17 protein-coding genes are annotated in these 21,355 nt (G+C 38.6%); 3 read left to right on the forward strand and 14 right to left on the reverse strand.

Annotated elements, in window-relative coordinates; all coding sequences use genetic code 11:
* The 7 genes from BC008_RS45505 to nfi form a co-directional block, all read right to left on the reverse strand.
* Positions 1-228: DUF4277 domain-containing protein (locus BC008_RS45505; RefSeq protein WP_153009509.1), on the reverse strand; the 228-nt coding region annotated here is incomplete at its 3' end.
* A 372-nt stretch (positions 229-600) separates the two neighbouring features.
* The gene (locus BC008_RS45510) at positions 601-2,280 is read right to left on the reverse strand and encodes an iron uptake porin (protein ID WP_027845052.1); all 1,680 of its coding nucleotides are present in this window, start codon (positions 2,278-2,280) and stop codon (positions 601-603) included.
* 676 nt (positions 2,281-2,956) lie between these two features.
* Positions 2,957-3,382: a hypothetical protein gene (locus tag BC008_RS45515; RefSeq protein ID WP_027845053.1), complete on the reverse strand. Its 426-nt coding sequence runs from the start codon at positions 3,380-3,382 to the stop codon at positions 2,957-2,959.
* A gap of 478 nt (positions 3,383-3,860) precedes the next feature.
* Positions 3,861-4,592 (reverse strand): GDSL-type esterase/lipase family protein, encoded by a 732-nt coding sequence (locus BC008_RS45520; protein WP_036266902.1) that lies wholly within the window; start codon positions 4,590-4,592, stop codon positions 3,861-3,863.
* 259 nt (positions 4,593-4,851) lie between these two features.
* Positions 4,852-6,867 carry an FHA domain-containing protein gene (locus BC008_RS45525; protein ID WP_027845055.1) on the reverse strand — a complete coding sequence of 672 codons (2,016 nt, stop codon included), beginning with the start codon at positions 6,865-6,867 and terminating at the stop codon, positions 4,852-4,854.
* 197 nt (positions 6,868-7,064) lie between these two features.
* Positions 7,065-7,760, reverse strand: coding sequence for an FHA domain-containing protein (locus BC008_RS45530; RefSeq protein ID WP_082650762.1), 696 nt, complete (start codon positions 7,758-7,760; stop codon positions 7,065-7,067).
* 135 nt (positions 7,761-7,895) lie between these two features.
* Positions 7,896-8,567 carry a deoxyribonuclease V gene (gene nfi / locus BC008_RS45535; RefSeq protein ID WP_027845056.1) on the reverse strand — a complete coding sequence of 224 codons (672 nt, stop codon included), beginning with the start codon at positions 8,565-8,567 and terminating at the stop codon, positions 7,896-7,898.
* Positions 8,568-8,974: 407 nt separating this feature from the next.
* Here nfi and BC008_RS45540 point away from each other — a divergent pair, with 407 nt between their 5' ends.
* The gene (locus BC008_RS45540) at positions 8,975-9,805 is read left to right on the forward strand and encodes a prohibitin family protein (protein WP_027845057.1); all 831 of its coding nucleotides are present in this window, start codon (positions 8,975-8,977) and stop codon (positions 9,803-9,805) included.
* Between the two features lie 332 nt (positions 9,806-10,137).
* Here BC008_RS45540 and mnmH read toward each other — a convergent pair whose 3' ends face one another.
* Positions 10,138-11,205: a tRNA 2-selenouridine(34) synthase MnmH gene (gene mnmH, locus BC008_RS45545; RefSeq protein ID WP_027845058.1), complete on the reverse strand. Its 1,068-nt coding sequence runs from the start codon at positions 11,203-11,205 to the stop codon at positions 10,138-10,140.
* 579 nt (positions 11,206-11,784) lie between these two features.
* On the opposite strand from mnmH, the gene BC008_RS45550 reads away from it, so the two are divergent.
* Together BC008_RS45550 and BC008_RS49185 are read left to right on the forward strand one after the other, a co-directional pair.
* Positions 11,785-12,750 carry an aldo/keto reductase gene (locus BC008_RS45550; protein WP_027845059.1) on the forward strand — a complete coding sequence of 322 codons (966 nt, stop codon included), beginning with the start codon at positions 11,785-11,787 and terminating at the stop codon, positions 12,748-12,750.
* A complete protein-coding gene (locus BC008_RS49185) occupies positions 12,747-12,986 on the forward strand; it encodes a hypothetical protein (protein ID WP_161938236.1) in 240 nt (79 codons plus the stop codon). The genes BC008_RS45550 and BC008_RS49185 overlap by 4 nt, the downstream gene beginning before the upstream one ends.
* On the opposite strand, the gene lpxB is transcribed toward BC008_RS49185, so the two are convergent.
* The 6 genes from lpxB to purC form a co-directional block, all read right to left on the reverse strand.
* A complete protein-coding gene (gene lpxB, locus BC008_RS45555) occupies positions 12,922-14,163 on the reverse strand; it encodes a lipid-A-disaccharide synthase (RefSeq protein ID WP_027846572.1) in 1,242 nt (413 codons plus the stop codon). The two genes, BC008_RS49185 and lpxB, sit on opposite strands and share 65 nt — an antisense overlap.
* Before the next feature lie 356 nt (positions 14,164-14,519).
* Positions 14,520-15,335, reverse strand: a complete 816-nt coding sequence (lpxA, locus tag BC008_RS45560; RefSeq protein WP_027846571.1) for an acyl-ACP--UDP-N-acetylglucosamine O-acyltransferase — start codon at positions 15,333-15,335, stop codon at positions 14,520-14,522.
* A gap of 197 nt (positions 15,336-15,532) precedes the next feature.
* The gene (gene fabZ / locus BC008_RS45565) at positions 15,533-16,063 is read right to left on the reverse strand and encodes a 3-hydroxyacyl-ACP dehydratase FabZ (RefSeq protein WP_027846570.1); all 531 of its coding nucleotides are present in this window, start codon (positions 16,061-16,063) and stop codon (positions 15,533-15,535) included.
* 100 nt (positions 16,064-16,163) lie between these two features.
* Positions 16,164-17,039 carry a UDP-3-O-acyl-N-acetylglucosamine deacetylase gene (gene lpxC, locus BC008_RS45570; protein WP_027846569.1) on the reverse strand — a complete coding sequence of 292 codons (876 nt, stop codon included), beginning with the start codon at positions 17,037-17,039 and terminating at the stop codon, positions 16,164-16,166.
* Positions 17,040-17,344: 305 nt separating this feature from the next.
* On the reverse strand, positions 17,345-20,284 hold the full coding sequence (locus BC008_RS45575) for a BamA/TamA family outer membrane protein (RefSeq protein ID WP_235596039.1): 2,940 nt from the start codon (positions 20,282-20,284) through the stop codon (positions 17,345-17,347).
* Between the two features lie 126 nt (positions 20,285-20,410).
* The gene (gene purC / locus BC008_RS45580) at positions 20,411-21,160 is read right to left on the reverse strand and encodes a phosphoribosylaminoimidazolesuccinocarboxamide synthase (protein ID WP_027843403.1); all 750 of its coding nucleotides are present in this window, start codon (positions 21,158-21,160) and stop codon (positions 20,411-20,413) included.
* Positions 21,161-21,355 lie beyond the last annotated feature (195 nt).

A 21,355-nucleotide genomic window follows, 5' to 3' on the forward strand; every position in this document is an offset into this window, starting at 1 on the left:
ACAAGCTATTTGCTCAAAAAACTTCGGGAACATATATAACGGTTTAGACACAAATCCTAATCCGTTTAAAATCATTGCTTTGACAACATGTCCTGCACTGACTTTTTCTCCTGGTTTTGACCCTAATAAATCATTAATTATTTCTACTAATCCAATGGAATCTACGATTCCTGCTACTATCCCTAAATGGTCTATATTTTGTATTTCAACATCTTTTATATCAAACATAAAAACAGAATTTTACAACACAATTCTGTTTAAATTCTCACATTATTATTTCGAGCAAAAATATTTTCTTACTTTTTTAAGAATCTTTTTAGCCTCATCAAAGACTTCAACTCAAAATACTTTTTGATAGATCCCAAATTTAATGAGATAACTTCCCATTAGTCTCATGAATATCTAAGTCTTGTTTAATAAATATGTACTAAAAAATCTCATCCCCTTGGTGTGTGACAGTTAGGGTGCGGAAGATGGGATAATAAGTAACTGGCAACCCACGCTAATAGATAAAATTTTTGGAAATAATATAGAGTGGGGACGTAGCAATGCTACATCCCCAAAAAAGTGATTTTAAAGTGTTAGAAGGGTACAGAAATTTTAGAAGGTGAAGGTTGTTCTAAATGTACCAATCACTGCATCATCATTGTCGTTTGCATTTTGACCGGGATTTGTTAACCAAATCACACCAGGGGTAAGTGAAATGTTATCGTTCAAACGATAGCGGTAAAATCCTTCAATGTGATATGGTCTTTCTCCATCTGCTGCTCCCAAATATGGTTGAGCACCAGCAAAAATTCCTAACAGGTTACCTTTCTTACCAAAGTCAGGTAGAGCGACCCCAACTCCATAACTCCAAACTTCACTGTCGTCGTTACTACCAAAGCCTGTGATGTCGCTATAGGATAAGAAACCACTAACTGAAATATTATTGGTTGGTCTCAGTGCTAATGCTACACCATAGGAATTACTTGAATATGGATTACCATTAGCAACAAAGTTAGCTTGGCTAGTTCCCACAACTGCACTATCGACAGCACCTGCATCAAATAAAGCACTACCCGTACCATGATATCCATGGACGTAGGTTGCAGCTAAGGATATGCGATCGCTAAAGCTGAAGTTTAGCTGGGCTAATGCAGCATAGTTACCATCAAATAAACCAGAACCGAGATCGGAATCAGCAGCTTCAGATGCTAAGTAGCCTAAAGTTAAAGAACTAGGTTTGAGGACTCCACCACCCTCACCAAAAACTAAGTTAACACCAGCACCAGCACCACCTCCGATTCGGTAGATGGGACTTTCACTTGCAAAAGTAGATAAAGCTCCATTACCACCATCAAAGTCTTCAAAGTAAGGATTGACAGTAGGAACGTAATCGCTTTGGATACCTCCAGTTGCAGCAAGGTAAACCTGAGATTTACCGACAGGGAAATAGTATGCTAACCAGTCAATTGCAACATCATTGCCATTACCAGGAGATAAGTTAAAGGTTTGAGTCCCCTCGAATGTTCCATTTCCATTGGCAATGTCAAGCCCGGTTGCATTACCAGAAGCGAGTCGAGTATGTAAGATATCCTTACCAGTGAAACTGGTTTGTAAGTCGAGACGAACCCTATTCTGAAGAACTGTATTGTTATTGTCGTTTTCGCCAAAGCTGTCAGTCGCTGCAAATATGACTTCACCAACCAGTTTAGTTGTAGTAGAAAACTGATTTGCTTCTAACTCAGCAGTACGCGCTTCTAAAGCGTCTACCCGACCGCGTAAAGTCGCCAATTCAGCAGAAAACTCTTCCTGTAAACGTTGCAGAGTCGCTAAATCGGTTTTGGTTACCAAATCTGCTGTAGCAGTGGCGATTAATTCATTAACTCGATCCAAGCAAGCATTTAAACCTGCAGCAAATTCATAACGGGTTAATGCTCGGTTACCACGATATGTACCATTGGGATAACCAGCAATACAACCATAGCGTTCAACCAGGGACTGTAAAGCTTGAAAAGCCCAGTCTGTAGGCTGAACATCTGAAAACTGAGAAACAGAGGTAACTTGGGATAAAGAAGCGTTAGTTTTAGCTGTGCTTCCTTCACTCCCATACTTATTAACTTGTTCTAAAACACTGTCGTCGTTTGTTTGAGACTGAGCAAGTAACTGGGGAGCTTTTGATTCTTTTACCAAAGCTTCCTCTGCATGTGCAGTTGAGCTAAAACCTGTCACTCCAATTGCAAACAATTCCAAGACCACTGGACTTAGAATTAAAGTCTTCCACCACACATTAGACATTTTGTTCTCCCCGCACTTTTCTATTAATAAATTTTTATCGTTGCACTCACTTTTATTTGCAACAAATTTTACGTATAACCACACAAGGAATAATATTACCAAGTGTAAACTATATTTTAGTACCTAAATATACAAAACGTAAAAATAGTTATGTGTTGGTGTTAAGAAACTCCCTAATACTCTCTTAATCTTCCAAAAAATCGCCTTTATTTGCATTTGCTGATTTATTGAATACAGAAAATATTTGTGTTAATGTAATCCAATTTATTGCTTCCTTTTATACTCTGATTTTATGCTTAAGGAACAAAAATATCTAAAATTTGATTTTTACTCCTCCATACAGGGAAGACACAATGCAGGTATTGCTAAGTGCAAATATAATTTCTCTTAGAGGTACAAAGATTATCAAGACTTAGAAAATAGAAAAAATACTATAGCAATTCTCTGCAAATTTATAAGCGATAAATCATATGAAAACTTCACATATTTCCAAGCAAAAACGCTGAGAAGACCACGTTTATACAATATTGATTTTTATAAATGATTCCAGGACAGCTATAATTAATATATACTTTTCCAAAGTATATTTAAAAACCATATTTTAGTTTGAGGCAAACATAAATAAAGAATCCCTAACCTCCCAATAGAGTGTGACAAAATGAATCATTAAAAAGCACTATAGCCATTGACCGCCTCGAAAACGCCAGCGGACAAATAAAATTCGCATCAGACTTTGAGATACAACAAAAATTGTTAGCCAAACACTAATATAGTGGACAAAAAAACCCAATATTGGTAAATCTTTAGAAACTGCCGGTAAACCAATAATTTTAACACCACAGAAAACAAAAAACATTTCCCAAATACCTGCAAATAATTGATATATTGCAGGCCAATCCCTATCCCAAAGAGACTTTTGAATTTGATCGTATACTATATCCCATACCATACCAAAAAGAGCGACATAAAAAAGTACGAAAAAATAAATCATGCTTCGCTCAAAACCAATTAAACCCATTGCAAAGGGTAAGGATACCACTACTCCGACAGTTGCAAAAAGTAGTATTCGAGTTTGCCAGCGACCAAATAAAGTTGGAGTCATAAAAAGTAATTTTTAAAGCTTAAATACAAACATCAAGTACCTATTACCAAAAATTACAGCAAGGCAAAGGTATTTTCTGCAAGTTAAATCGGCAAAAATAAATATAAGTTAATTTATTCTCAATTTATTCTTCATCGTGCAGATATCAGGTTACAGTTTTCAAGCAACAGATATCAAGTCATAAAATAATTCTTTTAAGTAAAGAAAATTTACCATTAAAGATATTTCGAAAAAATATTCCGACCAAAATTGCTTATAACCGTTTCCTTGACGGTTAAACGAAGCGAAAATTTGCCAAATAAGTGTGAAATACAAATTATGTGGAGCGTGCTGATACTGGAAAAATATTAATGATTATTGATCGTGAAAATCAGAGTTCATTAAATCGGAACTTCTAAGAGTCAGAACTAATAAAAAATAGAACTAACAAATTAGAATTCATAAAGTTGGAGTCCATGAAAATTAGAGTTCACGAAAATTAGAGTTCACGAAAATTAGTAACATGATGAGAATTGTGATTGTGCTTGGCGATCGCACTCCAGTTTATAACTTCTTCTAGTAACTCCCTGTATCCTGTAACATTTGGGTGTAAACCATCTGCACTTAAACGTTTTGCTCTCCACTCTTCACTCAAGCCAATCCACTTCTGAAAAATATCCAGGTAGGGAATTCCTTTTTTAACACAAGCTAGCCGAGTTGCTTCTTTATAACGATATTGGTCACTGTGGTTGTAATACAAACAATCCATAAATGGCATTTTAGTTTCATCTACTGGTACCATGCCAATAAATAATACCGGACAAAGTAAACTTGCTTGTTTTAATAATGAAGCGATCTCAGTTTCAAATACTGCAAAATTAGTATAATTCTTCCCATTAGGACGACCCACCCTTGCGGAATCGTTTACTCCCACGGAGAGAATAATCATGTCGGGGACGCGGTTACGTAATTCTCCACGATGACGAAATTCTACTTCTAATCTTTTAGCAACTTGCCCTATGCGATCGCCTCTTACTCCCAAATTATATATGACATGACCTGGGCTACTGGGTTGCATCCAACTGCGCCTTAGTCTTTCAACCCAACCTCCTCCTTCTGTATCGCCAAAACCGTATACTAAACTATCACCCAGGGCTACGATCTTCAATGGCTGAACCCGTTTCTTGTTTAGAGATAGCTGCATTGAGGATGATGTTTGAAGTAATTGCATACTATAAGATCGTATTTTATATCTTTAAACAATTCTATATATTTCTACACCGTTAATAATTAATTTTATATTTAATTTAAATAAGAAATAGTGAATTCACAGATTATTTATGTTAATTATCAAGTTAATATTAAATATTTTATCGGTATGTTGAAGTTTAGTCTTAATTTTTCAGCGAAAATATAGAAGCTTACAATATCTTCATCTATAAAAAGTAATATCCGGTAAATAATCAGCCAAGTTAGGAACTCTAACAGATTTATGATGGGGACTGGTTCAAAGCCCACTTCAACCATTGACCAAAAGAGGAAAAAATATTAAGACGTTGCAGATTAGGAGCGCGGGACTTCGCAAGTGCATCTACGGTACGCAAAGCACAATATTGCAAACCTAAAAAGCTATCAACTGCGGCATATGGTCCACCTAAAGTAATCGCTCCTGCTGCGTACATTTTGCCCTTCTGATTGCGCATTTCCAATAACTCAAAATCATTTGCGACTTCTAAACGCCCCATTTTATTCAATGGCAAATGATAATGTTTGACAAAATCATCAAGTAATGGATTCGCCTCTACCTTGGCATCAAGTCCTGTAGCATCAATAATAAAATCTGAATCTAAGGTTGTTTCCCCAAAACCTTTTTCTTCGATGTGGGTAATAGTACGATTTTGGGCATCCCGTTCGACTTTGGTTACCTTACCAAATTCGATTTTGTACCAACCTTCACTTAAGCCTTCTTCAGTAATATTCTGCCAATCAATTCTATCGGCGGTAGTTGTTCCACCCCACTGGGCTAATAAGCTTTGGCGTTCGTCAGGAGAAGCTTTTTCTAACATGACACGTAGATCGCCTCCCCAACAAGCTTTAGGCCAATTAAAGGGTTGAAATTCAAAATGATTTTTAACCGGACGCTGCGCCCGAGCAAATTTATTACCTTGTGGTTTTGGCGATCGCATTAAATGCAAAATAGTAATATGAGGATTTTTCTTTCTAGCCTCATAAATGCGTTGAATAATTCGAGAAGCAACAATACCTCGTCCTCGAATTAATACTTTTCCTCCTTGACTTTCTAGTTTTTGGTAGACATGGTTATGATCCTCATAGGCATTAACGACAGATTTAAAGTCTCGATACTTTTCTCGATATGCTTGCAGGTCGGGTAAAAACTGAATTGCTGGATAACCTGTTGCTAAATGCAGATAACGGCAAACCATAAAGGCATGATCTCCCCGACCACGAGAATAAGCAACACAATATCTGCCATCATCGGTTTTACGAATTGCTCTAACTCGCCCATAGCGATACATTCGCTCCCAGCCAATTCGTTTCGTTTCCCGATCAATGGAGTCGAATACATTTCCAGCACGGGGAGTATAGGTTTCAGCAAAAGTTGGTTCAGCAAAAACTTTCCACAAGTATTGAGCAGAATTATTTACTTTACCCCTGATAAAGTCATGCCAAGCTTCCCGCAAAGCATAACTAGGCCATCCCCAAATGTTATCAGGGCAAGAGTCGGAATTAGAACGCAGTCTTTCATGTAAAGGAATTTGTGAATTTAAACACAAGCACTTATAACGACTGTAAGGTTGATCGTCCAACCCCAAAGTTATTATTTTTTCCGTTTTGACCCCACTTAGTCTTAATAAATCAACATAAATAAAACTTCCTAAACCCCCACCCACGGTTAAGTATTCACATTCGTCAACTGGCAAACCGGTGGCATGAATCCCTTGAACGGGAACTAATTGCTCTTGAAAAATGGGAGGTGGAAAACTACTTCCCAAAGGTGTTACTTGTTGGGGTTGGGGTATGCTGGGATCTGGAAGATTGGTACTGGGATTAAATTGGATTGTAGAATTACCACGAATATTTGCTTGTGGAGAATTGCTTATTTGTGGCCTGTTATTTACTTGTGGCGTGTTAGTTGGTTGTGTTGCTGCAATAGTATAGGTAACAGTTATGATGTATGGACCAATTTGTAGCGTATCGCCACTGTTAATAACACTATGCTGCAGTTGTTGACCGTTAACGTAAATTCCATTAACGCTACCTTGGTCATTTACCACTAGTTGGTTATACTGCCATTCAAGTAAAGCATGGAAGCGAGATACTTCATCATGATTGAGTAACATTCGAGTAACTCTTTGTCCCTGATATTCGGGTGGCATCCGGACAAATTCTCTGCCAAAAGCAATCGGTGGAGTTAATCGGGGATCGCGAGTTTCTCCTGTAATAGGATCTTTCCAATTTAATTGAATTGGTAAATTATTAGTCATTTATTATTGGGGATCGAGATTAGCATTCGGCGCAAGGGTGATATATTTATTTCTTGGCATGTTAGCGCCATATCTAGATTGGGGATTGATAAATGAGTAACTAGATTATATTAAAAAGTATTTAATACAGTAATAATATCCAAACTGCGAGCAAATTTCTCTACCTCGAATCACTAAGTACCAACTTTTATTATTTTTTATTCTTCACTGGGTGCGACTAAAACACTAAGTGCAGCAGCTAAAGATGTTCCACACCAAGGACAACCAACTTGTAGATGTTCCAGGGACGACACTCTTGCACATTTGGGACATTGCAGCCCATACATAGGTTCTTCATTTGAGGATTGTCCATTTGGCGGCTGTTCACTTGGGAAATGGTGATGGTGATGTTGTGTGTGTTGTTTGTTGGGTTGAGATTTTTGTTGGGGAATTATTGGTCGAGAGTTGGGTACTGGTGGTGGGGCTAATACTGTTGGAGGTATGGTATTAACTTTAGTGATAGAAACTGCAGCAACCTTTAATTCCTGTTGTCCCAAATAAATAGTGCTACCTTCAAATAGGGGTAGTACATTATCCAATAATTGTTGGCCATCGACCAAGGGTGGGTTGGATTGTCGTAAATTCCGGATAAAAAAACCTTGCTGTTGAGAATCAAAAAATATTTCAACATGTAAACCAGAAACCGTGGGGTTTCCTAATACAAGGTCGCAACGGGAAGGATCTCTACCGATACGGTATGTTCCAGCATTTTTACTTAATTGTTGCTCATACCTTTGTTGGACCCGAACTTCTTGACCTTGAACTTCTGGGGTTAAAAATTCTGGAATCTCAATTCTTTGGATTTGAATTTTAAGTTGTTCTGCGTCATACCACTGTAAAGTTAGTGAATTCATGGTTCCTACATATAGACTCACTATCTGAATTGACTCACTATCTAACTTCAATAATTCCTTGTGCGATTCCTAACATGAAAATACAAAAGGAAGCAAGGATTTTCAAGAAACAGCCAAGATATTGCGATAAAAATCTTAATCTTTCGTTGAGGAAGCTAATCTATCCGCAACACGGGTAGTTTCCGGTAGTCGATATTGTGGCGTACAACGCAACACATAATCAATTGCGGTTGTCAAGCTGATGCGGTGACCACTGGAAACATACACAGGTTTGACTCCATCACGAGTTCTTAGAACAGCACCCACTGTTTCAGCTTCATAAATCAGTGGTTGCCAACTACCACGGGTTTGGGGTAATTCTTCGTGCTTACCAACAAATAAGGATTTTGCCACACCAACCGTGGGTAAATCGACAAACAAGCCCAAATGACAAGCAATACCAAACCTGCGAGGGTGTGCAATTCCCTGACCATCACAAAATATGATGTCTGGAGTAATTGTAATTTTTTCTAGAGCATCTAGTAAAGCTGGAATTTCACGAAATGAGAGGAAACCAGGAATATAAGGAAAACTTGTTGGACGCTTGACAATGCTAGTATCCCGCAACTCTAAATCGGGAAAGCTGAGAACTGCTACCGCTGCACGACTAATTCTCCCATCATCCTCAAACCCCATATCTACACCGGCTACATATTTAATGGGTTCCTTAAATTGATCTTGTGTAATTACCTCTGCTTGTAACTTTTCTTGAATTGCAACTGCTTCGTCCAAGCTGAGATCCCAGCTATGTCGTTTATAAATCTTCATATTTAATATTATTTTTTAGATTTAATTTTTTAGGTTTAATTTTTTAGATTTAGTCTCTTGGATTTAGTTTTTTGGATTTCCGAAATAATTGGCTTTCAATATGTATCTATTGATAATCAGGTGAAAAGATAATATAAATAAAATTCACTCTGACCGATTATTATCAGTGGCTATAGCATCAAGTGACTACGTGATATGACAATTGATGAAGGCAAGAATAATTTTTCACTATTTAGTATATGTTGCTTTATTCCCATCAAGCTACCGTTGACGAAATTCATAAATTGGTAGAAGTAAGCTGGGAATTAATGGGAATGAAATAGTTTTTATACTTGACTTTGAGATTGTTATTTTTCATCACTAATTTGCTATCCACTGCAGATAGCTAGAAACATATAGGAGTATATATGCGTAGTTCCGTAAGAAGCGCCAACCCCAATTTTAACTTTTACTTATATGTTACTGGTGGTTTTATTTTGTTATTTATAGCATTTCTACTCCGTCCTTTTACTGTAGTTAACGCAGGGGAAAGAGGTGTAGTAATGGTGTTTGGGAAAGTCCAAGAAAGGGTCTTAGGAGAAGGTCTTCACACAGTTATGCCTGTAGTTACATCAGTGAAAACTTTAAATATTCGCGTTAAGAAAGACACATTTAAAGCTGATGCAGCCTCTAAAGATCTCCAAAAAGTAACAACAGAAATTGCCGTTAACTGGCGCATCGATCCCAAAAAAGTCAACCGCGTTTATCAACAGATCGGGGAAGAAAAAGATATCGTTAATGGAATTATGACGCCTGCTGTTTCAGAAGTACTCAAAGCTGCAACTGCAAAAAAAACAGCAGAAGAAATTATAACTAAAAGAACGGAACTCAAAGCAGAAATCGATACTAGTCTCAAAAATCGTCTTGTTGACTATGGTGTAATAGTAAATGACGTTTCTTTAGTAGATTTTTCATTCTCACCAGAATTCAGTAAAGCAATCGAGGCTAAACAAATATCAGAACAAGAAGCCAAGCAAGCTGAATTTATTGCCAAAAAAGCAACTCAAGAAGCACAAGCAGAAATTAACCGCGCTAAAGGACAAGCAGAAGCACAAAGATTGCAAAGACAAACTATCACTCCAGAATTATTGCAAAAGCAAGCAATTGAAAAATGGGATGGAAGATTCCCAACAGTGATGAGTGGTGATGGGACTTTACCTTTTATTAATATTTCTCCTGATAAGTTACCTAAGAGATAGATAACTAGGATTTAGCACTGTAGGAGTATCGCAACATGAGAATTTGAGTTGTTAGTTCACAACCTAGAAATTGAATTTGAGGGGACTTTATTGGTGTAATTTTATAATTGCACTAATTCTTCACACTTTTCTAAGAAATCTTCAAAACCCAACAATTTCAGCAATTAAATATTTAAATATTGTAAAGTTTAAATATGGTAGATTTAAACTTTTCAAATTAAATCGGTAGAGCGCTAAAAAATCGATAATCAAAAATAAATAAAAAATGCCTGCGAGATGCAGGGCATGTATTCGCTAAAAAATGAACTTATATTCTAAAAAATTAATATCTTCTACGTCATAGAAGCATATTTTGGCACTAAATAATCCAGAAGATTTTCAATACTACTATCAGATAAATCTGACATAGACAATACTTTGTCCACTCGAGAAAATTTATTTTGCATCGATTTTTTATAGGTAGAGTCGTAATGACAAAACAAGATATCTTCGACAAACTTTTCCCATTCACCAGAGTCAATCATTTGGTACCACTGGCTTATTTTTTCCCAACCATGGCGATTTTTTAACTTTTCTAACTTAACCTTCAATAAATCGGGACGGTCCATGAAATGAGGATATTCTTGTAATAAAAACTGGACTCTAGCTTTAATTGGTAATTGAATTTCTACACAACTAGCTTTTTTCATTTCTCCCCATAAAGACGGGGGTAAATAAATTTTACCGATTTTATTACTTTCTGATTCTATCCATACATCTTCACGGGGATCTAAAGTAAGTAGTTTTTCAATTAGTAAAGATTCAAAAAATTTTTGTGAAGGTTGCGGTGTAGGCTTTCCTTTCCATTGTTGACCCAAAAGCGAACCGCGATGCTTCGCAATATCCTCCAAATCTAAAATTTGCACGCCATGTTGACGCATTTTTTGCAAAATGTAAGTTTTTCCACTACCGGTCAAGCCAGATAATACTTTATAGGTGAACTGTGTTGGTAAAATAGCCAGTTGTTGCCGCACATAAGTACGATAAGTTTTGTAACCACCTTCTAGTAAGGTAATCCGCCAACCAATTTGTGATAATACGGTTGCCATACTAGCTGAACGTTGTCCCCCTCGCCAGCAGTACACCAAAGGGCTGTAATCTTTTCCTTTTGTCGCAAAGTGTCCCCTAAGGTGCTGAGAAATATTTTTGGCTACTAAAGCGGCACCAATTTTTCTTGCACAGAAAGGAGAAACTTGCTTGTAAACCGTTCCAACTTCGGCACGTTCTTCATCATTTAAGACAGGTAAATTAATCGCACCAGGGACATGGTCCTCGGCAAATTCACTTGGAGAACGCACGTCAATAATTTCGCTGAATGTTTCTCTCCAGGGTTCTTGAGTATATCTAGGAGCAGGAGGCATTGCTATCAAACAAAATCTCCCTCTATTTTTACACTGTAGCGGTAGCATTGGGCGTGATTTATTAACATTATTTTGAAACTTGTTCAGTCAGAGTTAAATGAAATACTAAATATTGCTAAGGCTTTATTAATAATTATTATTTATTGTCCATCGTCACCTTCAAATACCCAAGTCAAGCATAGCTCGTTACTTGCTATTAGCTATATTTAATTTTATTTTGTATATTTTCCTATACAAAACTGACTTAAACAGAAATAGAGTTTGACTAATTTGCGCTGTAGGGCTTTTAGGGTATGCCTATAGATATATCTTATATTTTTATATCGTTATATAGGCAATATAAAAGATAAAGTATTAAGTGTAATGAAAATCTTATTTAGAGCACCTTGATTGTTCTAATCGATTTGCAGATCTTAAAGTCAAAGTAAACAAAATTTATTTCATACAGCCCGCAGGATATTTATTAATAATTGATTAATAATTGAGAAAATTTAAAATTGACAAAATTTAACAGCATCAGCATTTTTATCATCTTCTCGTTAACATACAACTAATAGAGTAGTTTCAGCAAATTCGAGTATGGCAAGCAAAAGTACAAGGCGAAATTTTTTGATTGCATCTGTTGCTGTAGCTAGTGGTGTTGTTGGATGTAAAGCTTTACAGGAAAACTCCAGCACTAATGCAGCACCACCTAAAACCATCCCGGAGAAAGTCTTGGGGAATACAGGGGTTAAAGTACCCATTTTTGGTTTGGGTGGTGCAGGACAAACGCCACTATCCCACAAGGGACAAGAAAAGGAAGCGATCGCGCTGATCGAACGTTCTTTACAGCTGGGTATCCGTTATTTTGATACAGCAGCAAGTTATGGTCCTTCTGAGGATTATTTGGGTAAGGTATTACCATCTCAGCGTTCTGGTTTATTTTTGGCAAGTAAAACCGACAAACGCGATCGCGATGGAGCATGGCGAGAGTTAGAAAGAAGTTTGAAACGTCTCAAAACCGATTATCTTGATTTGTGGCAAATGCACCATGTTTCTTTTGCAGAAGATCTCGATACCATATTTTCTGCATCCGGTGCGGTTAAAGCCATGGAAGAAGCAAAAGAGCAAAAAATTATTCGATTTACTGGGATTACCGGACACCACGAGCCTGACGTCATTGCTGAAGGTTTGCGTCGTTACTCCTTCGATACTACTTTAATTCCAGTGAATGCTGCGGATAAATTCCATCCACGTCCTTTTCTCCCGGTAGTTTTACCAGTAGCGCAGAAAAAAAATGTTGGTGTAATTGCGATGAAAGTACCAGCTTACGGTCGCTTATTTAAGCCTGGTGGATTAGATGGGATGCAGCAAGCAATGGGATATAGCCTTTCTCAACCAGGGGTTCATTGTTGTATTATTGCGGCGGAAAACATCAAACAGTTAGAAGAAAATACTAATGTTGCGAGAGCCTTCAAACAACTTGATGCACAAGAATTAGCAACAATTGAGCAAAAAACAGCAAAAGTTTGGCAAGATGGAACTTTTTTCCGAGTTTGGACGTGATTGGGGACTTGGAGGAAGTGTGGGGACTTGGAGGAAGTGTGGGGAGTGTGGGAAGTGTGGGGAGTGTGGGGAGTGTGGGAGGATGGGGAAGAGCAAATTACTCATTACTCATTACTTATTACTCATTATTTATTACCCATTCATTATCCATTATCCATTACCCATTACCCATTACCCAATCCCCATCTGCAAAATTTCTCGAGCAGCGCGATCGCAAACTCCTTCTTCTCCCATAGACTGACGCATTTCTTGGTAGTCTGATTTTAATTGAGCACAACGTTGGGGATTAAATAAAAATTCCATCGCAGCTTGAGTGATATTGTCAGCGGTGGCTTGTTCTTGGAGTAATTCCGGGACAATTTCTTTCATCACTAATAAGTTTACTGGGGAAGCAAACAGAAAAGTGACTTTGAGAATTTTCTTGGCGATCCAGTAAGTAATTGGGTTCAGACGATACACTACCACCTGAGGAACATTCAATAATCCCAGTTCCAGGTTAACCGTTCCACATTTAGTAATTGCTAAATCAGCTGCAGCTAACACTTCTTTTTTGCGTTCAGAAATAATAGTGGCTTGAAGCCCATATTCTTGTATTGCTTTTTCTATATCTTGTCGGTATCTTTCCAAAGATAGAGGAATCCAAAAGTGGGTTTCGGATGTTTTATCTTGAATTTGACGTGCTGCTTGAAATATTACTGGTAACAAATATTTAATTTCTTGACGGCGAGAGGCAGGCAATAAGGCAATATTAGTCACATTGTTCTTCATTCCTAATTTGCTTTGTGCATCTTCCCGAGTAGGAAATGTCGGCATTCTATCCACTAAAGGATGACCAACCCATGTAATTTTTTTATTCGTATTTATATTTGTATTTATATTTGTATTTATATTTGTATTTGTGTTTGTATTTTTAGTTTTTATTTGTTTTTTTTCAATTTCGGCTTCAAAATGACGGGCTTCTGCTGGGAAAATAGCTAAAACTCGATCGCAGACATTAAGAATTTGCTCTGTATCTCTTTTAGTAATTGAAGATACCCAAACCTGTGGTGCAATATAGTATACAATTGGTACCTGGGGAAATTGATGGCGGATAAAGTTACCAACGCTGATATTTCCGCCCATGTAGTCTATCAACACTACCAGGTCGGGTGGATTTTTTCTTAAATAGGCTTTTGCTTGGTGCTGAACTTGCAGAGTGGGCAAAATATAAGGTAGTGCTTCTACCAAACCAACAGAGCCAATAGCAACAGTATTCCCAATAATTTTTGCACCTGCGGCGGCCATTTTATCTCCACCCAGCGCAGCAATTTCTAATTCTAAGCCAGATGCAGCGGCTTGACTTTGAAGTGATCGAATCAATAAAGAACCTTGTAAATCACCAGAGACTTCACCAGTACTAATAAATATGCGCATTTGCGGATCGGGAATTGGGGATTAGGGTACGCCCGCGCCGTGAGCGGTGTTTTCATTCGCCGTTAGGCGCGGTCTAGCATGGCGTTAGCCATATCATATGAGGATTGATATTTGTAAAAACCCGCGTCTAAAGGTTTCAGCCATAAGTTAATGGGAGGTGTAACACCTAAACCTTTATCAACGCGGTATTAGTAAAGTGTTGCATCGGGCATATGGCAACTAATGTTAGCTTCGCGTATCACAAGTATGACGTAACGCCTCAGCAACGCAGGGTATCAGTGCAGACACGTAAGCGTCTACAGCGTCATATGATAACGGAGATAATAATAAAATTTCTTACTCATTACTCTTACTTATTACTCGCTTCTACTTACACCTTTAGATTTCCCAGGAATTAAGCCACGCCTACCCGGCATTTGTGAAAGCGATAGAAAGCAACGTAAATGTTGTAAATGTTCAGTCTCACCCAAATACTCTAATTTATCTAAAGCATCTTCAAAGGTAATACCAGAACGATAAAGAATGCGAAAAGCTTTCTTGAGAGCTTGTAATTCTTCTGTAGCAAAACCAGCCCGTTTCAAACCAATCATATTTAGAGTTCTGACACGTGCCGGATTTCCTTCCACTGTCATATAGGGAGGTACATCGCGGTGAATTCGCGCTAGTCCACCAACCATCGCATGTCTACCAATATGGACAAACTGATGTACCCCTAAAACGCCACTTAATCTCGCACGTGACTCAATATAAACATGACCAGCTAATGCCACAGAATTAGCTATAATTACTGAATTTTCAATAACACAATTATGACCGACATGAACATAAGCCATTAATAAATTACCGTTGCCGATAATTGTAGCTTCGCCTTCGCCGGTTGCACGATTAATAGTGACGTACTCACGAATTAAATTGTTGTCACCAATTTTTACCCAGCTATGTTCCCCAGCAAATTTGAGATCTTGGGGTTCAGTACCAATTGCTGCACCAGTAAAAATTTTGTTTCCCGCCCCTATTTCCAAAGGACCTTCTAAGATCGCATGGGCACCAATTATGGTTCCCGGTCCAACTTTGACATTTTCGCCAATTACGGCATAAGGACCGACTTGTACTGTCGGGTGAATCTCCGCATCAGGATGAATTACAGCTGTAGGATGAATAAGTGTCTTCAAGGGTACATCTCCAAAACACTAAGCGTGTTGAGCATAAGTGAATATTCGGTCGCCGAAAGTGTGAGTTAGTCATTCTGTGTGTGAGGAAAGCGAAAATAGAAAATTCATCCTGCGCGGCGTAGTAGAAAATTTCCACCAGATCCCGATTGAGGATGAAGCAAGGGCACTTAAAACATGTGCCCCTACATGTTTGGGAATTAACCAACAAGGGAAAACATGAGTTCGCCGGAAGCAGCAAGCTGACCATCTACTTCGGCTTTTGCTTGCATCTTACCGAATCGACGTTGTTTGACCCATAACAGTTCCACTGTCATAACCAGCTGGTCTCCGGGAACAACTTGACGGCGAAACCGGACTTTATCAATACCAGCAAACAAAAATATACCGCCTTCGCATGCGGGCATTTGGGTCATAACTACACCGCCTACCTGTGCCATCGCTTCAACAATTAGCACCCCTGGCATAATTGGTTGTCCGGGAAAATGTCCTTGAAAATGGGGTTCATTAAAAGTGACATTTTTTATGCCGACAGCTTTTTCCCCGGGTATATAATCAATTATTCGATCTACAAGAGCAAAAGGATAGCGGTGGGGTAATAGTTTTTGAATCTCTTCAACCGAAAAAGTAGTCTTGATATCCGAATTATTACTTTGATTCAGATCGGATTGGTTTTCGGTAGATGTTTCTGTGGTAGTTTCCACAGCATTAACTTCGGTAGCAGTTGACATTAGAACTGTGTTTATGTTTGATTTTGATTTAATTCGTAGAGGACTACAAATACCTCCCCCATGATTTTAAGATTTAAAGTTATCTGAATTACGTAAACTTTCAGTTCATAGCAACTGGCTGGGTACTAGTTGCAAATTCCTCTAAAATCTTTTGTGCCAATTTAGTGTGTAAGTTATGGCTGGCTTTATAAGCCAAGAAATGAGCCTGGGGTAAAGTTCCCAATAGACTCAAGTCTCCAACTAAATCCAAAATTTTATGACGTACGGGTTCATTTGGAAATCGTAGTGGTGGGTTCAACCAACCCTCCGGTCCACAAACCAAAGCGTTATCTAAACTTCCACCCTTAATTAAACCCGATTGACGTAGGTGTTCGATTTGATGCAACAAACCAAATGTACGAGCGGGGGCAATCTCCGCATAAAATGTAGAGCTTACATCATGGGAAGATGTATTCAAAGACCAGCTGTGCCATTGATTACCAATTGCTGGCAATTCAAAGTCGATACCATAACTAAAACGAGTTTCTAAAGCCGGCATAGCACACACAAAAGCATCTTCTTGGCTAACCCAAATAGCTTCTTTTATAGTTACCGCCGCTACTCGTTCGGAGGATTGTGGTACTAAACCAACAGATGCGATGCTATTAGCCCACACTTGTGCCGAACCATCAAGAAGCGGCACTTCTGGGGCATTAATTTCAATTCGAGCATTATCGACACCCATAGCAGTCAAAGCCGCTAATAGATGTTCTACAGTACGCACAGTCGATTCTCCACGACCCAATTGAGTTGAAAGCATCGTTTGACTAACTTCTGCGATCTGCGCAGGGATTATTGGCTGTTCGGGTAAATCTGTTCGAACAAAATAGCGCCCGCTACCTGCTGATGCGGGAAAGACACGAACATGAGTTTCAACACCGCTATGCAGTCCAATACCGGTTTGAGTAATTGTGTCTCCTAAAGTATGTTGTTGCATGGGCATCATTAAATTTACCGAAGTTAGTAAGCGTGAGCTTTCAATTGGGGCATAGAGGCGAAGCCTTCTCGATTAGTATCCGCGTAAATACCAAAATTGACAAGTTTACGGTGAAACAGGTTGATTTTTGATAGGGGGTTAGGGATTGGGGATTGGGGATTAGGGATTGGGAATATCTATAATCCATTACCCATTACCCATTACCCATTACCCATTACCAATTACCAATTACCCTTATTCATTTATTCATACCTATACCTAGTCGCCAATCCCTAGTCGCCGGTCCCCAGTCGCCAATCCCCGATCTAAAATCTTTCCCCAATACCAAAGTTAATTCGGCTGTCTCCGTCATCGTTGAGACCATAATCAACCCGAATTGGACCCAGTGGTGACTGCACTCTGACGCCTATACCATAGCCAAAGCCAGTACCATTTTTATCAAGTATTCTTGCAGGGTCTGTTTCACTTCCCAAATCACTACCAAAATCTAAGAAGAGTGCTCCGCTAATGATGGAGAAAACTGGGAAACGATATTCTGCAGAAGCTTGGACGTAACTGCGTCCACTACCTAATGCACCTTCATCGTAACCACGGACAGAATTACTACCACCCAAAGAAAATGCTTCGTAGGGGGGTAGATCGCCCAACACTGTTCCAGCTTGGATGTTAAATGCTAAGGTTTCTGGACCTTTAGTAAAGTTAGTGAAGTTTACAGGAAAATATTGGCTGTAACTACCACGTAGTTTGGTCAGAAGAATATTTCCTTTACCGATCGGAACTGATTGGTCTACTCCCAAACGCAGGAAAGAACCTTTGGTGGGTTGCAAGACATTATTGCGGCGATCGCGGGTTGCACCAAACCGGAATAAAAATAGATCGTCCTTACCATCATCAGATTCACTTAGTTGTATTCTTTCACTGGCTATAGCATCAACTTCTTGACCATTAACTATTCTTTTACCAAATAGTGCACCTTCCGGTCTAATGTCACCATCTCGATCGCGGATAGTAACGCGTTGATACTGAAAACCTGCTGTGGCTTTCCATTCAGAACGTTCGTAAATATTTTTCGATAGGGGACGGCTAAAAGTTACACCACCACCTGTTCGAACAACACGGGGGCGATCGCCTTCATCATCAAGATCGTTATCATCGATGGTTCTAATTTCATTATCAACATCAGTTACACCTGCAACTGTGCCATTTCCATCACCATCACCGTCAAAAATCAAGGAAATTGACTGACGACGGAAAGCGTTTACGGTGTAGGAAGTGCGATAGGGATCACCTGCAATCCAAGGATCTGTGAAGCGAAGATCGAAAAGTAAAGTATCCCTTTGTCCTAGCTGAATTTCTGTTCCTAACTTTTGATTGCGACCGTTAAGATTTTGTTCTTGATAGCTAACCGTACCAAATAATCCAGTTGCGGAACTGATACCTGCACCGGCTGCGATCGAGCCACTGTTACGTTCGGCAACGTTAAACACTACCCTTACTTTACTTGGGTCTTTACCAGCGTCAAAGGAAAGACCAATATCTTCAAACAAACCTAGCCCAAATACTCGCTGTAAGTCTTTCTGAACTGTATTACGATTGAATACTTGTCCTGGTTTGAGTTGTATTTCTCTTGTAATGATATATTTCTGTGTCCGTCCTTTGATCGGTTCCCCTTTATCGTTTTTAAAGTCGCCATCTTTATTACGGAAGCGCACATCTATGTCTTCTACAACCCCTTCTGCTACTTGTAAGGTAACTACTCCACCGCGTGAAACTTGGGGTGAACCAACAACATTAGCCAGTATATAACCTTTATCTTGGTACTGCTTGGTTAACTCTTTAACACCATTTTGTAAATCGCGGAGATTGAGAATTTTACCGTACTGTTCGCCAAATATTTTATCAACTTCTTTTGAGGATAATACGGAAGGGACATTAGTCCCGGGATTTGCTTGAATTTCAACTTTGCTCAAGACAGGATTGGGTCTGACGACAAAGCTAACCCTTACCCCCAAAGGTGTATCTTCCGGTACTGCTTGAACATTAGAAAAGAAACCTGTGGAGAATACAGCATTGATATCTTGTTCTAATTGGGTACGAGTAGTTGTTCGTCCTGCTTGCGTCCTAATTACTCTGTAAACTTCATTTTCTAAATCAGGTGTGAGTCTTCCTGTTTCTGAACGCACAACAACTTCTGACACTAAGACACGGCTTTCCGCTTCTGGGCTCGTTTGGTCGGACTGAGTGCTGTCATCAGTACCAGTAGGAAATTGAGGTGTTTGTTGTGGATTTAAGTTTGGTTGTAGTGGGGTACTTTCTTGAGGTACTGGCGCAGCTTCTGGGTTGGGTGAGGTTTGTTGTTGCTGATTTTGCTGCTGCTGGTTTTGTTGAATTTGTTGTTGATTTTGCTCTGGTTGGATTTGTTGCTGCTGGTTTTGCTGAATTTGTTGTTGATTTTGYTCTKGTTGGATTTGTTGCTGCTGGTTTTGCTGAATTTGTTGTTGATTTTGTTCTTGTTGGATTTGTTGCTGCTGGTTTTGTTGAATTTGTTGTTGATTTTGCTCTGGTTGGATTTGTTGCTGCTGGTTTTGCTGAATTTGTTGTTGATTTTGTTCTTGTTGGATTTGTTGCTGCTGGTTTTGCTGCTGCTGGTTTTGTTGAATTTGTTGTTGGTTTTGTTCTTGTTGGTTTTGCTGTTGCTGATTTATTATGACCGGATTTGTCGTATCTGATGGCTGTTGTTGAGATATTTTTTGTGCTGTAGTTGCTTTTTTTGAGGCTAAAAGCCGTGCAGATATTCCTTTTGTTTTTCTTTTTGTTTTTGTTGCTTTTGCTTTTACAGGAAATAGAGGAGCCACTTTATACTCATTTTTCCGAGTAGTAATTGCTTGATTATCAAGTTTTTGATTAACAACTCTGGCGGAAGTAACAGTATTTATTTTTGATTTTTGAGATATTGTAGCCTTATTAACAGTAGGAACAGTAACAGATAAATTGTTCTGTACTGTACCAAAGGTGGGAAATGTAGTTGGTTTATCCTGTTTCCTGATTCCTTTTGGGGCTAGCAAACGTGCAGTATTTTCGGTACTTTTGACACCGACACTTAACGAGTTACCTAAAGATTGTGCCGATTGTTTATTATTGACAGTCTGAGCATTAACACTTAATGAACTACCCAGAGGCGCAGCAATTGTAACAAACGTGACCAAAAATGGAGATAAACGCATATTATTTTTATTTATACTCATATCACTTCCACACACCATCAGAAAAATCAGACATTAGTCATTAGTCATTAATCGTTCGCTGTTTGTCAAGGAAAAAGCATCGGGTAAACTTAACACATTCGCGAGTAAGTACGATTATTTTGACTATTATTCGCCATCTAGCTTGGAAAGCACTCTTTTTAAAACTTCCTCATAAGCATCTTCAACTTTACCCAAATCTCGGCGGAATCTATCTTTATCTAGCACTCGACTATCGAGATTGTTTTCAGTATCAGTTTCAATTGAGTTATCCCACAACCGACAAGTATCGGGACTGATTTCATCCGCTAAAATCAACTCGGCTTGTGAGTTTAAACCAAACTCTAATTTAAAATCAACTAAAGTAATATTGCACCTCCGAAAAAAATCTATCAGTAATCTGTCGATCTGCAATGCAAGATGTGCAATTGTCTCAACTTGTTCCGGAGTTGCTAAATCTAAAAGTCTGAGACGATCGCGCGTCAGTAGAGGATCTCCCAAATCATCATTTTTGTAATAGAATTCTACTAACGGTTCGGATAAGACTGTGCCTAAAGTTAATCCTGTTTGTTTGCAAAGACTACCAGCCGCAATATTTCTTACTACTACTTCCAACGGTAAAATCTTAACTGCCTTCACCAACATTTGGTTAGGAGCAGGGCTATCGATAAAATGGGTTTTAATTCCTTTATTTGCTAAATATTGAAAAATCTTGGTGGAAATACGACAATTTATGCTTCCTTTATTTTTAATGCTGCCGCGTTTCTGAGCATTAAAAGCAGTAGCGTCATCTTTGAAATCAGCTAATAGTACAGATTCCTCGCTCGTAGAGTAGAGGATTTTAGCCTTACCCTCGTATAACTTTGATTTTACAGACATGATGACAGTGATGTTTACTGATGATGGGAGATTTTGCAGCACTAAAGCACTAAAGTTTAACTATTCTATCTTTAGATATCCACTAAAAGTATTAATGGGGTTAAATATCTCTGAATCTTATTTTTTTGGTGATGGATAATCTTTAATGAACAATGAGAGTAACCCATTACCCATTACCCATTACTTATTACTTGT

It is taken from the genome of Mastigocoleus testarum BC008, from assembly GCF_001456025.1.
GTDB lineage: Bacteria > Cyanobacteriota > Cyanobacteriia > Cyanobacteriales > Nostocaceae > Mastigocoleus > Mastigocoleus testarum.

Bases quoted from the DNA above. Each gene is read 5' to 3' on its own strand.
- BC008_RS45510 (WP_027845052.1), bottom strand. From the start codon at position 2,280: ATGTCTAATGTGTGGTGGAAGACTTTAATTCTAAGTCCAGTGGTCTTG.
- BC008_RS45515 (WP_027845053.1), bottom strand. From the start codon at position 3,382: ATGACTCCAACTTTATTTGGTCGCTGGCAAACTCGAATACTACTTTTT.
- BC008_RS45520 (WP_036266902.1), bottom strand. From the start codon at position 4,592: ATGCAATTACTTCAAACATCATCCTCAATGCAGCTATCTCTAAACAAG.
- BC008_RS45525 (WP_027845055.1), bottom strand. From the start codon at position 6,867: ATGACTAATAATTTACCAATTCAATTAAATTGGAAAGATCCTATTACA.
- BC008_RS45530 (WP_082650762.1), bottom strand. From the start codon at position 7,760: ATGAATTCACTAACTTTACAGTGGTATGACGCAGAACAACTTAAAATT.
- nfi (WP_027845056.1), bottom strand. From the start codon at position 8,567: ATGAAGATTTATAAACGACATAGCTGGGATCTCAGCTTGGACGAAGCA.
- BC008_RS45540 (WP_027845057.1), top strand. From the start codon at position 8,975: ATGCGTAGTTCCGTAAGAAGCGCCAACCCCAATTTTAACTTTTACTTA.
- mnmH (WP_027845058.1), bottom strand. From the start codon at position 11,205: ATGCCTCCTGCTCCTAGATATACTCAAGAACCCTGGAGAGAAACATTC.
- BC008_RS45550 (WP_027845059.1), top strand. From the start codon at position 11,785: ATGGCAAGCAAAAGTACAAGGCGAAATTTTTTGATTGCATCTGTTGCT.
- lpxB (WP_027846572.1), bottom strand. From the start codon at position 14,163: ATGCGCATATTTATTAGTACTGGTGAAGTCTCTGGTGATTTACAAGGT.
- fabZ (WP_027846570.1), bottom strand. From the start codon at position 16,063: ATGTCAACTGCTACCGAAGTTAATGCTGTGGAAACTACCACAGAAACA.
- lpxC (WP_027846569.1), bottom strand. From the start codon at position 17,039: ATGCAACAACATACTTTAGGAGACACAATTACTCAAACCGGTATTGGA.
- purC (WP_027843403.1), bottom strand. From the start codon at position 21,160: ATGTCTGTAAAATCAAAGTTATACGAGGGTAAGGCTAAAATCCTCTAC.